The organism is Pseudomonas sp. SHLD1, from assembly GCF_028640935.1.
Classification (GTDB): Bacteria; Pseudomonadota; Gammaproteobacteria; order Pseudomonadales; family Pseudomonadaceae; genus Chryseomonas; species Chryseomonas aestiva.
Genome location: NZ_JAQZAD010000024.1, coordinates 1 through 15,410, shown reverse-complemented (window position 1 = coordinate 15,410; position 15,410 = coordinate 1). Strand labels below are relative to the sequence as shown.

At 61.3% G+C, this 15,410-nt stretch carries 14 protein-coding genes; 8 read left to right on the top strand and 6 right to left on the bottom strand.

The features are described 5' to 3' along the window. Positions 1-193: 193 nt before the first annotated feature. Entirely contained in the window at positions 194-1,096 is a 903-nt protein-coding gene (locus tag PVZ77_RS18785; RefSeq protein ID WP_273808290.1) for a DNA-binding protein, read from the bottom strand. 355 nt (positions 1,097-1,451) lie between these two features. On the opposite strand from PVZ77_RS18785, the gene PVZ77_RS18780 reads away from it, so the two are divergent. Then, a complete protein-coding gene (locus PVZ77_RS18780) occupies positions 1,452-2,657 on the top strand; it encodes a tyrosine-type recombinase/integrase (protein ID WP_273808476.1) in 1,206 nt (401 codons plus the stop codon). Between the two features lie 289 nt (positions 2,658-2,946). On the opposite strand, the gene PVZ77_RS18775 is transcribed toward PVZ77_RS18780, so the two are convergent. Genes PVZ77_RS18775 through PVZ77_RS18765 form a run of 3 tightly spaced genes read right to left on the bottom strand, consistent with a single transcriptional unit; the run spans position 2,947 to position 4,849 of the window. Further along, positions 2,947-3,708: a FlhC family transcriptional regulator gene (locus PVZ77_RS18775; RefSeq protein WP_273808477.1), complete on the bottom strand. Its 762-nt coding sequence runs from the start codon at positions 3,706-3,708 to the stop codon at positions 2,947-2,949. Between the two features lie 41 nt (positions 3,709-3,749). Beyond that, positions 3,750-4,238, bottom strand: a complete 489-nt coding sequence (locus PVZ77_RS18770) for a hypothetical protein (RefSeq protein ID WP_273808478.1) — start codon at positions 4,236-4,238, stop codon at positions 3,750-3,752. Next, on the bottom strand, positions 4,238-4,849 hold the full coding sequence (locus tag PVZ77_RS18765; RefSeq protein WP_273808479.1) for a lytic transglycosylase domain-containing protein: 612 nt from the start codon (positions 4,847-4,849) through the stop codon (positions 4,238-4,240). The genes PVZ77_RS18770 and PVZ77_RS18765 overlap by 1 nt, the downstream gene beginning before the upstream one ends. Positions 4,850-5,220: 371 nt before the next feature. On the opposite strand from PVZ77_RS18765, the gene PVZ77_RS18760 reads away from it, so the two are divergent. Further along, the gene (locus tag PVZ77_RS18760; RefSeq protein WP_273808480.1) at positions 5,221-5,922 is read left to right on the top strand and encodes an XRE family transcriptional regulator; all 702 of its coding nucleotides are present in this window, start codon (positions 5,221-5,223) and stop codon (positions 5,920-5,922) included. A gap of 81 nt (positions 5,923-6,003) precedes the next feature. On the opposite strand, the gene PVZ77_RS18755 is transcribed toward PVZ77_RS18760, so the two are convergent. Next, complete coding sequence (locus PVZ77_RS18755; RefSeq protein WP_273808482.1) at positions 6,004-6,423, bottom strand: hypothetical protein; 420 nt, start codon at positions 6,421-6,423, stop codon at positions 6,004-6,006. A gap of 10 nt (positions 6,424-6,433) precedes the next feature. After that, entirely contained in the window at positions 6,434-7,444 is a 1,011-nt protein-coding gene (locus PVZ77_RS18750) for a ParM/StbA family protein (RefSeq protein ID WP_273808483.1), read from the bottom strand. A gap of 1,220 nt (positions 7,445-8,664) precedes the next feature. Here PVZ77_RS18750 and mobI point away from each other — a divergent pair. The 6 genes from mobI to PVZ77_RS18720 form a co-directional block, all read left to right on the top strand. Further along, the gene (mobI, locus tag PVZ77_RS18745; RefSeq protein WP_273808484.1) at positions 8,665-9,168 is read left to right on the top strand and encodes a conjugative transfer protein MobI(A/C); all 504 of its coding nucleotides are present in this window, start codon (positions 8,665-8,667) and stop codon (positions 9,166-9,168) included. Between the two features lie 28 nt (positions 9,169-9,196). Beyond that, positions 9,197-9,511 carry a hypothetical protein gene (locus PVZ77_RS18740; protein WP_273808485.1) on the top strand — a complete coding sequence of 105 codons (315 nt, stop codon included), beginning with the start codon at positions 9,197-9,199 and terminating at the stop codon, positions 9,509-9,511. A 724-nt stretch (positions 9,512-10,235) separates the two neighbouring features. Beyond that, complete coding sequence (locus PVZ77_RS18735; protein ID WP_273808486.1) at positions 10,236-10,688, top strand: hypothetical protein; 453 nt, start codon at positions 10,236-10,238, stop codon at positions 10,686-10,688. Continuing rightward, positions 10,681-11,313 carry a translesion DNA synthesis-associated protein ImuA gene (gene imuA / locus PVZ77_RS18730; protein ID WP_273808487.1) on the top strand — a complete coding sequence of 211 codons (633 nt, stop codon included), beginning with the start codon at positions 10,681-10,683 and terminating at the stop codon, positions 11,311-11,313. Before PVZ77_RS18735 ends, imuA begins: the two co-directional genes overlap by 8 nt. 12 nt (positions 11,314-11,325) lie before the next feature. Beyond that, the gene (locus tag PVZ77_RS18725) at positions 11,326-12,741 is read left to right on the top strand and encodes a Y-family DNA polymerase (protein WP_273808489.1); all 1,416 of its coding nucleotides are present in this window, start codon (positions 11,326-11,328) and stop codon (positions 12,739-12,741) included. After that, positions 12,717-15,410 (top strand): error-prone DNA polymerase (locus tag PVZ77_RS18720; RefSeq protein ID WP_273808491.1); only part of this gene is annotated, 2,694 nt, incomplete at its 3' end. The genes PVZ77_RS18725 and PVZ77_RS18720, both read left to right, overlap by 25 nt.

Here is a 15,410-nt window from a genome sequence, read left to right as displayed (position 1 = left end):
TTCAGGACCACCTCGAACTTCAGCGCGGCAGACCCGCCGTAAACGTGGAAGCCTTCGAACTGGTCAGCCACCCTCATTCCCCTGCAGCAGGGCTAGCTGCCCGGGGTGCCTTACCGGTCCCCCTCGAAGCAGTTTTCGCAGCCGCTTTGGCAAGCTGGCGGTCCAACACTGCGATTCGGGCACTGCTATCTTTCTAGACACGCTCCAAGTAGCGCTCTGCGGCTTCCCGGCCAGCGTCGGCACGGGCAAGCTTGTCACCCAGGGCGCGATTCTCCACCCGCAGTTCGGTGAGGATCTCGAGATCCTGAGCGCGCGTACGCTCCATTTCCTGGATCTGCCCCGCGGCGCTATCAGCCTCGGAGCGAGCGATGGCAAGCCGATTGCGCATTTCACGGAGCTCGACCTGGGTATCAGCAAGACGCTCCTCAGCTGCGGAAGCAGAACGCTGATGCTCCGCGCTCGCCGCTTCTGCGGAAGCCTTCTGGGCGAGCGCCAAGCTTAGTTCGGTCTGGCTCTCGGCAAGTTGGTCCCTAGCTAGTTGCGCCTGTCCCTCCGCCTCGGCAAGCCGTTCGGCGAGACTGGCGTTCTCCTCAGCCATCGCACTGAGCTGGTTTTCCTTCAGTTGAAGCTCGTTGGCCAACCCGTCCATCTGCTGCTGACTGCGCTCCTGATCGGCCTCAAGGCCTTCGAGCACGGCACTGGCATCGTCTTGCTCAGCCTCCAGGCGAGCGATCTCTTGCCGCGCCTGCTCAAGCTCGAGCACGACCTCTTTGCGCGCCGCAGCCGCTACCAAGTCAAGGGCGCCGGCCAGTGCATCCTGCATTGCCTTGGTCTGCTTGGCGACCGCGGTTTCGATGATCGCCGTTGCCTCCTCTGGCAGTGGCCTAGTTGGGATGGCCCCACCCGGTACCCCAGTGTGGTGTCGCTGCCAGACGCTGAGGAGCGTTTCGGGGCGACCCCCGCCGAGGGTGGTCCGTAGCGCCCAGCCATTGACCTTGCGCCCACCTGCCAGCAGCTGTTCGCCGGCGGCGATGACCTCTGCGTCTGTAAATCTGCGTTCCGCCATGGCCGCCTCCGGATTGAAGAAAGACAGCATAGTAACGCTATACCAAACTAACAAACAAATTTGTTTGTATTGTTTGGTTAGGTTCTAACGTTAGCTAACAAACGTGCACGAGTCCATCGTGCTTGAGCTTCTGTGGCCCATGGCAGATGCGAGGGTCGACACTCGTCAAAAGCCATATCTTGGATAGCGGCTGGTTCAGCTGTGTGGGTTTTCTTGTGGGCTCTGGCTAATAGCAGGAAGAGGAACCGCAGTACTAGCTGGGGCTGCGGCACTCTAGTACGGGGATAGAGTATCCCCGTACCGTATGACGCAGTTTTCACGCCTTTGGGTAGTTGCATACGCAAGATTGGGTGATAGCCTTCGGCGGTCGATGTGGAGGGTTACCGTGGGCCAGTTGCTACCGAAGCAGGTGAAAGAGCTATCCGAACCAGGCGTCTACCAGGACGGCCGCGGCCTGATCCTGCGTGTGGCCAAAACCGGGGCCAAGCGCTGGATCTTCAGGTTCTCCTTCCAGGGCCAGCGCTACGACGTAGGACTGGGTGGCTATCCTGCGGTCTCGTTGAAGCAGGCCCGGCTTGAGGCAGACAGGCGCCGGCTCAAGATCGCGGAGGGCATGCCTGAGTTACCGGGCCGACGATCGCCTGCCGCTGAAACGTCGGCCGCCGGACCCGACCTCTTCGAGACCCTGGCCAGGCAGTACATCACCACACACGGTGCTCCGTGGAGCCACGACCATCATCGCCAATGGGTCAGCTGCATGGAACGCTATGTCTTCCCGGTACTCGGTCGCCGGCCGGTGGCCGAGATCGATACCGACCTGGTGCTGCAGGTGCTCCGCCCGATTTGGGACAAGATCGAAGTCTCCGCCGCGCGCATCCGCAACCGTATCGAGTCGGTGCTCGATGCCGCCCAGGCACTGGGGTATCGCGAGGGCGCCAATCCAGCTCGGTGGCGTGGCCACCTCGACAAGCTGCTGCCGCGGCACGATCGCAACGTCACGCACCATCCAGCGGCGCCGGCGGAAAGCTGTCCCTCCGTGCTGCATCGCCTGGACTCCGTGGACGGTCCCGCCGCGCGTGCGGCGGAACTGCTGATCCTGACGTCGCTGCGCAATGCCGAGGTTCGAGAAGCGCGATGGACGGAATTCGACTTCGACGCCAGGCGCTGGACCATCCCGGCAGAACGCATGAAGCGAGACAAGGAGCATATCGTGCCCCTGACGGACCGGATGCTGGAAGTGCTTGATCAGCAGAAGGGTCAGCACGATACCTGGGTGTTCCCCAACGCCCGCGGTGAGAAACCACTGCCGGGCAACGCGATAGGCCGGGCGCTGCGGAAGATCAAATTGGAGGGGGCAGTTCCGCACGGGTTTCGCTCCACCTTCCGTACCTGGGCAGCGGAGACAACATCCCATCCACGAGAGATCTGTGAGAAAGCCCTGGCGCACCAGGTCGGCTCCAAAACAGAGGCCGCCTATAATCGAGGCCCTTTGCTGGAGAAGCGGCGCGCCCTGATGCTCGACTGGGAAACGTTTCTGGAGATGCCCGCCACACGTTCTGAGGTAGGACGCCCCGGGGACGCCTCGCGCTAGCGCCGCAAAAACTGGGAGCCTCTAGGACGCCTCCAGGACGCCTTGAAAGTTGGCTGCTGCAGGTGGTGCTTGCCCAGGACGCCCCCGGGACGCCTCGAAAAATTGCCCGCTGTTAGTGGTACTGGCCTAGGACGCCTCCAGGACGCCTCGAAAAATCGCCGGTGTCAGTGGCACAGGACCAGGACAGCCCCTGCACGCCTCCTTGAGACACCTGATGGGGACAATTGCCAAAGCAGCATCTGCGAATCTTCAGACTAGCGCTGCAGAAGCCGGAAATTCTGTCCTGACTCTACGCGGAACGAAGGGCCGGCATGGAGTCAAGCGTGACCAGGGCACGAACCAGGTGGTCACCGACAGGATAGAGTTCAACCATTGCCCGTCGATCAGCTTCCTTGTGCTCCAGCAGCTCCAGGCCAACTAGATACTCCGACTGGTTTAGTTCGAGCTGCGTCATGATCTCATGCGCGCTGTAACCCCAATTGGTCAGCTGCTGAATGTTCAGAGCCAATGCAAGAAGCTCTTCTGCGGGTCGCTCGGACATCGCCGCGTCATTGACATCGCAGTGGAAACGATCTTTGACAACGACCTGAGAGCAGTATGGGCAAGTGGATTTGTTGGTACTGGTTAAGGCAACGTAGGTAAGGTCACACTTGCGACATACCCTCATCACGACGTCTTTGGAGCGGTACTCGCGCGCGATAACCCAGGCCTCGTCGATGGAGAGGCTCTCCGCCGGATTCAAACGGAGCACGTCACGGTAGTTGAGATAGGACTGGTGCGCCGCGATGGTAGCTTCGACATCGATGCCTAGGAGCGGTGAGCGAGCGCCTCTGAGATAGGCACCCATAAACAGTGCTGCCTCGATGATGCGTGCTTTGCTGGACAGGATCCTTGAGCCTAAAGGCAACGGACCCGAACCGCCTCGGCTGACTACCTTCAGTCGCTTGCGAGCGCTGGTGACCTGCTTTGCAGTCAGGTCGGTATGAAGGGTGATGATGGTGCATCGAAAGCCAGCCATTACCATCATGTCAATGAGCGCAGTGTTGTCCATTTCGTGACATCTCGAGAGCAGATTAAAAAGCGTGGATGGGCTTAGCTGACGTGCAGAAAGCGCATGAAGCGATGAAGGGCGGGCTCAGGATAGGGCTCGACACGCTGCCTGAGGTGACCGGTGCGGATGACGAATTGGATGCGCCCAAGCGCTGCCATCTGCCGGCGCTGAGTTGGAAGGCTGGTGATCAACCAGTCGGCGTCGTCATCCTTGATATTCCAGTAGATCTGGGTTTGCATCTTGCTGGCCAACAGGCCCTCACGAATTTCACTGAGCACGCCCACGATCTGGACGACGCTCGGTGCGTTCAGAAGATGCCGGTCGGCACTTCCATCTTCGCGAAGCCGCAAGACGACCCCGAATGCCGACGCGGGCAGCTGGCTGAGCTTGAGAAGGTCACGCTCATTAGCGGCCTTTAGCCAAGCAGTGTCCTCTGTACTGATATCGAAGAACCGGTGGAATGCAGTGTCCTGGGCTATGGCCCACTCACGAGCCATATGAAGCAAGGTTTCGTCAGTACCACTGTTCATCACGCACCTCCTTCGCTCTTGCTAAGCAGGATCAAGCGCCGCCAGACGCGCAGGACGTCCTCCCCATACGCTCTAGCAACGCTTGAGAGCGCCGGATTGGGCGTGTGGTAACGCCCGATCGCGAGCGCGATGTCTCCCCCTTGCTGCTTCAGGAACTCGCAGAAGGTTGATACGGCGACTTGGACGTTGGTGCGCAGATCGAGCAGATCTGATGGAGCGTCGACACGGTGGCCATTCCAACGAATGCTGACCTGCATGGCGCCGACGGCGATCATCCTGGTTCTAGGCAGCGCTTCCGTCAGTAGGCGTTCGGCCTCTGCACGACTGGTGGGGTGGTAGCCCTTTCCATCGATATTGAGCGCGTAGGGATTCGGCGCGACCATCCGGCCGGCATACCGCTTCGACTCGACTAAAGCCATCGCATAGAGCAGTTCAGGTGCAGGTCGACACTGGCCGACCGCGGGGCGATCCCAAACGGTCCCGTTCAAATTCAGGGCATGAGCAGCCTGAATGGGTAGGACAAGCGCCACACCAAGACTGATCGTTCTTACTGCCCGCCGATGATCCATGCCCCTTACCGCCGCTCTACTTTGACCCGAAATGATGGTCACTATTCTCGGTCGTGGTTCACGTTTCTTCAACGACACAATTGACATTTGCGTCGGATAGGGTGCGATCGGTACTAATTTATAGACGGACGGTATATCTTGGTAAGGAACTGTTAAGCGTCGCACATTTTAATTGGTGCGATAAGTGATCCGACGCGACTAATCCTTGACGTCTGCCGGAAGCGCTGAATGCAAAAAACAGAAAATTGACACTAAATGTTTACCTTATAGGGTCACTTTTGGCGACATGCCATCATTAGGAATGGTGTAAATAAAAACCCCGTAAATGGTTAATACTTAACCCATCCCCAATACCCCTGCTCTCGGCAGACAAGCGAGAGTCCGGGAATCCTCATTAATAGGAATGAGCCACTATGCATTACACCCCCGATGCCACTTCGCACGAGGCGTTCGTACGGCGGGTCGAGGCGTTGCGCAAGGACCGCGGAATGAATGTCCCCAAGCTCGCTAACCTGCTGGGCGAAGCTGAGTCCACGATCAAAAACATGCTGTACAAAGGCACTACTCCCAACCGCGATCGTTTGGTGGCGCTCGCCATGGCGCTGGACACCACAGTCGAGTATCTGGCTGCGGGCTACGGTCCTGCTCACGACCACGAAGGGTCGCCGGTGTCGTTAATCGTCCATAGCCTGCAGGAGCTGGCTATGGAACAAGGCCTATTGCCTCCTGATGATGAGGCCAGCCGGTCCATCGGCTCTCACCTTTCGCACATCACACTGCCGATTCCGTACATCCAACAATTTGGTCTGTCCGCTCAGCACACCCGAGCCGCGCTCGTCGATACTGATGTCATGGCGCCGATCGTTGAGCGCGGCACGACAATTCTGGTTGATGTGGCGGACCGCAAACCGAGCGAAGGCCTGTTCATAGTGGTCCATCATGAGTCAGCGCTCATTCGAAGCGTGTCATTGACCAACGCCGGCTTCATGTTGATGACGACCCGCGAAATGAACACGGCGATAAAGCTCGATCTAGCTCCGGCCGATCCCAACGATCCGTTGCAGCCGCGGTTGCTTGGACGTCTGAAAGCCAAGTTTCGGATGGATCCTATGTAGCGCTCATTGAGATCGCATAGGCGCCCTCTGCTTCCCATCGTCGACCGCGGGTCCTCATGTAGGTTATGCAAGCTGAGTTCGCTATCCGGTCATCGTGGTATTGAAACCAGGTCTCTTTCGAGCTGGTGCTGAGTGCTGACCCGCAGCCCCACCAAGGGGTACTTCCTCGCGCTTACCTGACGAGGGTCGACTGGCACCACGACCCTGCAGCCCCTCCTGGCGGGTCGGAGCGACGTCGACCTCGCTATCGAGATGGCGAGGCGTTTCGCGATTCGCCGAAGGTGCCTCATCGGCCTTATCAACCGGCGTTTCGGTCACCCCCGTTAAAGGCAAGCGCCCCATCGTCTGCTCATACAGCAGTCCGGTCTGTGCCAGGTCCAGCAGCCGTTTCACTCGCCTGCGCTCGGGAAGTGAAGAGAGCTCCGCCAGCAACGCCGGCGACGTCCCACTTTTGAATTTGACGTTCAAGCGAAGCTTGAGCTCGTCGCCGTGATCGCTCATAGCCTCTCCCTTATTGATGCTGCAGCCAGTAGCCGAACGCATTCGAGATAATGGGCCGGTCGGCAGTGATCACCTTGGAGAGGGGAAAGATCTCCTCAGCGGCTGCCTGGTAGAAGCCGCCGCCACCGCCTCCCATGAGTACGAAGTCGATCGCCTCGCCATCCAGGAAGCGCATCTGCTGCTTCATGTTGCTCAGAGCCTTGGGGACGACGGTCGCAACGGCCTGGTCAACGAAAGGCTTGAGCTCAACCTTGCTGCCATACAGCTGGATGTAGGGCTTGCCACGCTGCAGCGCAATTTCGATCTTGTCTCGACCAGGCCCAGGACCGCCATATTCACGGGCGATAGCCTGGTTGATCGCCTCGAGGAGTGCGCTCATGGCCTCCATCGACGAGTCACTGGAGTCACGAACGATATCCCCGCGACGGAACACCACCCAGTCGACTGAAAAGAAGCCCGGATCAAGGACCAGGATGACGCCCTCGTCCAAGTCGTCAGTGGCCTCGTAGGTGCTGTAGATGTAGTTCAGCGTCCCTACCGGCTGAGGCAGTACCGACACCTTGTGAACCTGGATCTCGCGCTGGGGGGCGACCTGGTGGGTACCGGTCAGCTGCGCCGTGAGCCGCTCAACGAGCTGGGGCTGGCGCATCTGGCTGACAGGTAAGCCCGTGATGAGGTGATCGATCTCGTTGCGCCCCTCGCCACATGCCTCACTGATCGATGCATTGAAGAGCGCACGATAGGCCTTGGAAGCCGGATAGTCGGCGTGCAGCTCGCGCGTTACGCCGGCGCGGCCGGCGCTCAGAAACGCTGCCCAGGGCTCGCCATCCAACTGCACATAGTGCTCACCTTCCTTGAGCGTGGCATTGCCGTTCAGGGAGTGGAGCGGCGCGGCTTGGGCAGGGCGAATGGATTGTGTGGGGTCTGCCGCGTCAGCGTAGCCGTCGACACGCTTGACGTTGGAGTAGCCGATGTCGAGGCCTACTACGAAGGCAGGCGCGGTGTGATTCTTTCGGGTCATAGGTCTCTCGAATAGCGTCGCTGATGAGAGCACGGCTTAGGCGTCCTGCAGGACGCCTGAGCCGTGCTGTGTTATCCAAAAGCGATGTCACCTGATCGTCAGGCGTCCCTGGGGACGCCTCAGTCGTCACCTCAACCGCCGCAGCTGAGGCCAGGCGTCCTCCAGGACGCCTGGCGGGGCAGTGCAAGCTGGCGCACATCGCTCGGGGCGTCCTCCAGGACGCCTCAGATACAGAGTGCCACCGCCGTCCACTCGAACAGCCTCAGATTCCCCCCCTCAGCAGGGTGGGATTGCGCGCTATGACCTCGAATGCACTGGCTTAATCAGTAAGCGAAGGGGCGGCTGTGGCCAGCGCCTGTCGCTCCCAGGGGTGACTCAAAAAGCCCATTACTAGTCACCATCTAAACGGGTTTGTTGAAACGCCCTTCCCGTAATGCAAATAAAGGCGTTTTGCTGAAATTATGGCTGAAACGTACTTACACCAGTCGCTTTCGTATAGTTAATGACAATCTAAACGGGTTTGTTGGTGAGTAAAAAAACAGACATGGCAATGTTCCATTTCTTAGTACTACTGACAATCTAAACGGGTTTGTTGGTATGGCGAGAAATTAGAAGAGTCTGCGCAAGATTGTGCCAGAACGCTTGAAATGGAGGTTAGAGAGGTGGCTTAAGCCAGAAACCAGGCCCTCCCAGGCAATCGAAAAAGCGTATTACTAATGACAATCTAAACGGGTTTATTGCAACGCCAAAAATCTAATGCCAATAAAGGCGTTTTGCTGAAATTCTGGCTGAAACGCGCCTACACCAGGCATTTTCTTATAGTTAATGACAATCTAAACGGGTTTGTTGGAGAGAAAAAAAGCAGACATGGCAATGATCGATTTCTTAGTACTACTGACAATCTAAACGGGTTTGTTGGTATAGCAAGGAACTGGAAGAGCACGCGGGAGATTGTGCTGGGGCCCTGAGAATGAGGGCTGGAACCTCCAGCAGCAGCTTGCGAATGGCGCCGAGAACACAATAGGTATTGACCATACGGACGTTTAGGTTGTGATCCGAGATACAGACAGCCGTTGCTCGGCCTATCCGCTTATTAGTAATGACAATCTAAACGGGTTTGTGGTCAGCGGCTAAAAATGACCTGCTAGTCGTCTTGAAAAGGGGGCTGCAGGACTAATGACAATCTCAACGGCATTATTGCTAGTAGATAGGTGATAACAATGTACGACTTAGCTACCCCCCGACCTGATGGGCAGCGGATTCACGACAATTTCCAGCAGGCGATTGGGGCTATGGAAGACATCCGTCAGACCGTGAAAGCTGAGGCGCTTCGGCTGCGCGATGAATACTTCGCTGCCGCCAAGCAGCGCTCGGGGGGCAAGATCATCTATCGCCTCATCGATGTACGGGATAACGGCAAGGGAGCGATATCGATCGTCTGGTGCAAGGTCTACTTCTACGACGGACCTGGTGATAGCAAAAAGCAAGGTCGCCTACCGATAGCCAAAGGTCAGGGCTCGGTGTATGCGCCAGGGCCTGTCACCCGCGGTATGGATCACTGGTTCGTTGAGCTCTTCCAGCTCTATGAACCGCAGCTCGCGGTACTTCGAGACCAGATGCTGTACGCCTCAAAAATTCGCAAGCTGCTGGTCCAGCAGCAGCGTAAGGCGCAGTCGAGCATGCCGGGGTCGCCCCTTGCGTTTCCGGAAAAGGGGGTAGCGTAGGGGCATCAACAGCGGAGAACGTCCCCCTATGCATCGCCCACCTGAAATGGATCATCCCATCATCGTCGACGCGGTCGATCTCGATCTCTGGGCTGACCTGTACAAGGACAGCCAGGCGCCTGTCACGCTGTCCGAGTTTCTGCAGCAGCCTTATCTCTACCTGAAGCAGACTGGCTTGCCGGTTTCTTCGGAGGCGACCCAAGAGGCCTATCCCGTATTTCTGCCGGTACGGAAAGAGGTCGCGCGGCAGATCCAGGACGAGTGGGCCTGTCAGCAGCAGGCCCAGCAAAGCCGCCAGCAGGCGCGGCGCCACCTGACGTTGATTACCTGCACGCCCCGCTAACGCGGGCCGTCCGGCTGGCAAACTGGAAAGGGGCCGGCAGCTTGCTGCCGGTAGCAGGCGCTGATCGATACTGCGGAGGTTTCAAGGTGCTGCGTTTGGACGGAAGTTTGATCGGGTGCCCTGACCCGGTAGGAACTGCACCATAGCCAACCCGCCGTGAATGCCATGATTTCCTCGACAGTGTTGAGGGACAGTTCGGTGGCGATACGATCCGGTAGTGCACGTACGGCGGTAGGCGCAACATTTGTGGGTACAGCTTTCGGCATCGTTTGCGAAGGATCCCGGTGGGTCCATGCGGCGCAGCAGGGCCTCCTGCCGGCTGACCTCTTTGCACCGTTCGAATCGCATCCTGTGATTGTCTTGGCGATGACGGCGTTATCTGTCAGTACGCTTCTGCCTGGGTGTGTGCTGATTGGACGCCAGGCCAACTGAGTGCTCCCTGGCCGTCCTCCTGGTATCCGGACGCCTTCTCGGTATCGGCCTCACACTCGTGAGCCTTTGTAAGATTCTTACACCTGCTTCCTGCGGACGCCTCCCTGCCGTCCGTCGCTGTCAAGCTTGCTGGATCGTTCCTCCCTGATTACTGTCTATTTATACAGTAACCCTAAAGGAGGCCAATCCATGTCCATTTCTCCCCGTATCCCTCGTCCCTGTCACCGCTGTCCCGATCGCTCTGTCGAGTACCAGAAGGTCATGGCTTCAGGGATTGAGCAGGTGGGCCGCTATGGACATGCTTGGTGATGAGCAAGACAGCTTCGAACAGCAGCAGTCCCTCTTTCGCCCCACGGAGCTGATGTACTGCCGCAACCTCGTTGATCTGCTGACCGAAGAGCTCGACCAGGTGCGTCAGTGCTTGGGGCAAGCACAGCGCGCCAATCGTATTTTAGTCGCTGAGCGGGACGTCCTGACGGCGGAGGTACAGCGGCACCGACTGCGCTACGTCCAGTTCGTACAGGAAGAGAATCAACGCCACGTGCCCCGGGGTGACCGGCTCATTCCGGACGACCGCGACGATCCCCTCTCGCGTGCCCAGCGTCATATCCTGCGGCTGGAGTCGATGAACTCCGTCCTGCATGCAGACCTCTTCAAACTGCGTGCGCAGCTGCAGTTCCTGCTCACCGAGCGCGGCAGCACGCCGACGGCACAGGTGGTGCAGACGGGGGTGCAGCATGGATAACGCGGCCACCAATGTCGTTGCGCTCGACTCTCTGCTCGACAGTCGCCGTGTGTGGCGCGGGCAAAGTCCGCATGTGGACGACGCCAGCACCCAGCCAACCGGGCACTCGGCGCTCGACGCCCAGCTACCCCTCGGCGGTTGGCCTGATGCAGCGCTCACCGAAATCTTGAGCGCCCGACCGGGCCTGGGTGAGCTGACGCTCGTGTGGCCGACGCTGGCGCGCCTCACCGCCGCCGGCGAACGCGTGGTGCTGATCGCCCCTCCCTACTTGCTCTACCCGCATGCCTGGCTGCGGGCCGGCGTCGACCTCAGCCGGCTGAGCGTCATCCAGGTGCAGGGCAAGGACGTGCTGTGGGCAGCAGAACAGTGCCTGCGCTCCGGTAGCTGTGGCGCGGTGCTCTGCTGGCCTAGCCGGGCGGACGATCGCGCGCTGCGCCGGCTGCAGGTTGCGGCAGAAACTGGACAGACCCTGGCATTTGCGTTCCGCCACCAGCGTGAGGCGGTCAATGCCTCACCGGCGGCGCTGCGCCTGGTGCTCGAGGGATCGCCTCAGCAGTTGCGAGTGCTCAAGTGCCGTGGCGGTAACCCACCGGCAACTGCGCTCGCGCATCGGGTCTGGCATTGAGGGACGACTGCCATGAAATGGGCCTGCATCTTTTTCCCGCAGTTCGCGCTGGACGGTGTGCTGCGCAACTGTCCTGACCCGGACGAACCCTTGGTATTACTCCACGGGCCTATACAGCGCCGGATCATCAAGGCGGCGAACCCGGCGGCGTTGGCGCTTGGGCTCCGTCCGGACATGACCTACACCGCGGCTCAAGCGATCTGCCCGCAGTTTGCGACGGTGGAGTACGACGAGGGGGCGCTACGACGCCAGCACGAGCTACTGGCGGCCTGGGCATATGGGTTCAGCTCCCAGGTCAGCGTGCATTTCGCCGACGCCCTGGTGCTCGAGGTGCAGTCGAGCCTGCCGCTCTTTGGCCCGTGGCCCAGATTCGAGGCGCACCTGCGCCAGGAGCTCACGGCGCTCGGGTTCGGACACCGGATCACCCTGGCGCCCAATCCGGTCGCCGCCCGGGTGTTAGCCAACGCCGGCGATAGCCTGGCGGTTCGGGACGACGCTGGCCTGGCCAGCGCGATGCGCACACTGCCGGTGGCGCTCTTGGGCTTCGAGCCGGAGATCGTCCAAGCCTTGAGCCGCATGGGGCTTCGGCAACTCAGCCAGGTGCTGGCGCTGCCCCGGGCGCAGCTCGCCCGGCGCTTCCCGCTGAGTCTGCTCAACCACCTCGATCAGATGCTGGGCAGCAAGGTCCTGCCGCTGGAGTTTTTCCTGCCCCCGACCACCTTCACCCTGCGGATCGAGCTCAACTTCGAGGTTGAGTCGACCCAGGCCCTGCTGTTCCCACTGCGTCGCCTGACCTCGGACCTGGCGACCTACCTCGCCGGTCGCGATATGGGGGCGCAGCGCTTCACCCTGCGCCTGGAGCATCGGGAGGCGCCAGCGACTGAAGTCGTCGTGGGGCTGCTCGCCCCTGAGCGGGATCCTGCGCTGCTGTTCGAATTTGCCCGGGGGCGCTTGGAGCCCACCCAAGTGGTGGAGCCAGTCCTCGCTATCGGCTTGGTTGCCGACGAGTTGCCCTCGTTCGTCCCTCAGCACCGCGGCCTCTTCGATGAGCGCCCACAACAGACCGTGAGTTGGGAGCAGTTGCGCGAGCGGCTGCGTTCTCGCCTGGGCGACGACGCGGTCTATGCGGTGGGCGCCCAAGGCGATCACCGGCCGGAGCGGGCCTGGCGGCGCGATACGCCTTCGCTGGCACTCCAGGCATTGGGACCGAATCAGCGGCCTGGCTGGCTGCTGGCGGCCCCAGAGCCCCTGGATGTCGATCAGTCACGGGTCCTAAGCGGGCCTGAGCGTATCGAGAGCGGGTGGTGGGATGGTGAAGATGCCCGTCGGGACTACTACGTGTTGGAGCTCGCCGACGGGCGCACGGCCTGGGCCTTCCAGTCGCCGGCCGAAGGGTCAGGCTGGTGGGTGCAGGGGTGGTTCGCGTGACACCGCGCTATGCGGAGCTGCACTGCCTGTCGAACTTCAGTTTCCAGCGCGGCGCCTCAAGCGTCGACCAGTTGTTCGAACGTGCCAAGGTGATGGGCTATGAGGCACTAGCCATCACCGACGAGTGCACCCTCGCCGGCATCGTGCGCGCCTGGCAGGCATCGGAGAAGCATGGCGTCCGGCTGATCGTGGGCGCGGAGTTCCAGGTCGCCCAGGGCCCCAAGCTCGTGCTGCTGGTGCAAGACCTGCAGGGCTACCAGCAGCTGTGCCGGCTGATCACCCTGGCCCGTCGGCGCGCGGACAAAGGCAGCTACCGCCTGCTGCGCGAGGACCTCGACCAGGTCGCCGGCCTTGTCGCGCTCTGGGTACCGGAGCGCGACGCCGAGGCAGAGTCAGCGCGCTGGCTCTTGGAGGTGTTCCCCGGCCGGCTGTGGATTGCCGCCGAGCTCCACTTCGATCAAGACGACCAGGTGCGGCTGCAGCAGCTCCAGAGTCTGGGTGCGACCTTGGGCGTAGGGCTGGTGGCCGCCGGCGACGTGCACATGCACTGCCGGGGGCGCCGGGCCCTGCAAGACACGATCACCGCGATCCGCCATCACGTCCCCGTGGCTGAGGCCGGTCAGCTGCTCTTCCCGAATGGGGAGCGCCACCTACGGACCTGTGAGGCCTTGGCGAGGTGCTATCCACCCGAGCTGCTGGAGGAGACCCTGCTCATTGCCGAGCGCTGTACCTTCAGCCTTGCCGAGCTGCGCTACCAGTACCCCAGCGAGGTGGTACCGGAAGGTCATACCGCCACCAGCTGGCTGCGGGTGCTGACCGAGGAAGGCTGCGCCTGGCGCTGGCCGGAAGGCCTGTCGGTTCGACTGCGTGCCCAGATCGAAAAGGAGCTGCAGCTGATCGCCGACAAGGCATACGAGAGCTACTTCCTGACGGTGCACGACATTGTCCGCTTCGCGCGGCAGCAGGGAATCCTCTGCCAAGGGCGCGGCTCGGCCGCCAACTCTGCAGTCTGTTTCGCCCTGGGCATCACCGAGCTGGACCCGACCCGGATCAACCTGCTGTTCGAGCGCTTCATCAGCCATGAGCGGGACGAGCCGCCGGACATCGACGTCGACTTCGAGCATGACCGCCGGGAAGAGGTCATCCAGTACATCTTCCGTCGCTACGGCCGGCAGCGTGCTGCGCTCACCGCGGTGGTGTCCACCTATCACGCCGCTGGCGCTGTGCGGGACGTGGCCAAGGCCCTGGGCCTGCCCCCAGATCAGATCACCGCGCTGGCGGACTGCTGCGGCCACTGGACGGACAACCTGCCGCCGCCGGAGCGTCTGCGTGAATCGGGCTTCGATCCTGATAGCCCCCTGCTCCACCGGATCCTGGTGCTCACCGGTGAGCTGATCGGCTTTCCACGGCATCTGTCGCAGCACCCAGGCGGTTTCGTCATCGCCGACCAGACCCTGGATACCCTGGTGCCGGTGGAGAACGCGGCAATGGAGGGTCGAACGGTCATCCAGTGGGACAAGGACGACCTCGATGCGATGGGCCTGCTCAAGGTCGACATCCTCGCCCTGGGCATGCTCAGCGCCCTGCGCCGGTGCTTCGACCTGGTGAGGGGCTACCGGGGTGAGGAGCTGACCCTGGCCACCGTGCCCCAGGAGGACAAGCCGACGTACGCCATGATCAGTCGGGCGGACACCCTTGGCGTGTTCCAGATCGAATCGCGTGCCCAGATGGCCATGCTGCCGCGGCTGAAGCCGCAGACCTTTTACGACCTGGTCATCGAGGTGGCCATCGTCCGGCCGGGCCCCATCCAGGGAGGGATGGTCCACCCGTACCTGCGTCGGCGGACGGGCCAGGAAGAGATCAGCTACCCGCCGGAGCTGGAGCGCGTCTTCGGCCGGACCCTGGGTGTGCCCCTGTTCCAGGAGCAGGTGATGGAGCTTGCCATTCTCGCCGCTGACTACACCCCCGGCGAGGCCGATCAGCTGCGCCGCAGCATGGCAGCGTGGAAACGACATGGGGGCCTTGAACCGCACCGGGAGCGGCTCACCTCGCGCATGCTCGCCAACGGCTATACCGCGGAGTACGCCGCGGACATCTTCCGGCAGATCGAAGGGTTCGGCAGCTACGGTTTTCCCGAGTCCCATGCGGCCAGCTTCGCTCTACTGACCTACGCGAGCTGCTGGCTCAAATGCCACGAGCCGGCGGCTTTCGCCGCGGCGCTGATCAACTCCTACCCCATGGGCTTCTACAGCCCCGACCAGATCCTGCAGGACGCCCGGCGCCATCGGCTGCAGACCCTGCCGGTGGACGTGACCTGCAGCGACTGGGATTGCAGCCTCGAGGCTGTCGCAGATAGCCGGCAGCCAGGCATCCGGATGGGACTACGCATGGTGCGCGGCCTGGCCGAGAAAGCAGGACGTGCAGTTGAGCAGGCCCGCCGGCAGCGGCCATTCCGCGATGTCACCGATCTGTGCCTGCGCGCCGGCCTCGATGCCAAGGCCCGGGAGTGCCTGGCGGATGCAGGTGCACTGAAGGGCTTGGCCGGGCACCGGTTCCAAGCACGCTGGGCGATGGCCGCAATCGAGCCGCAGCTGCCCCTATTCGCAGAGGGCGCGGTCGTTGAGGAGGAGATCCAGGAGCTGGTCGCCCCGACCGTGGGTGAGGACCTC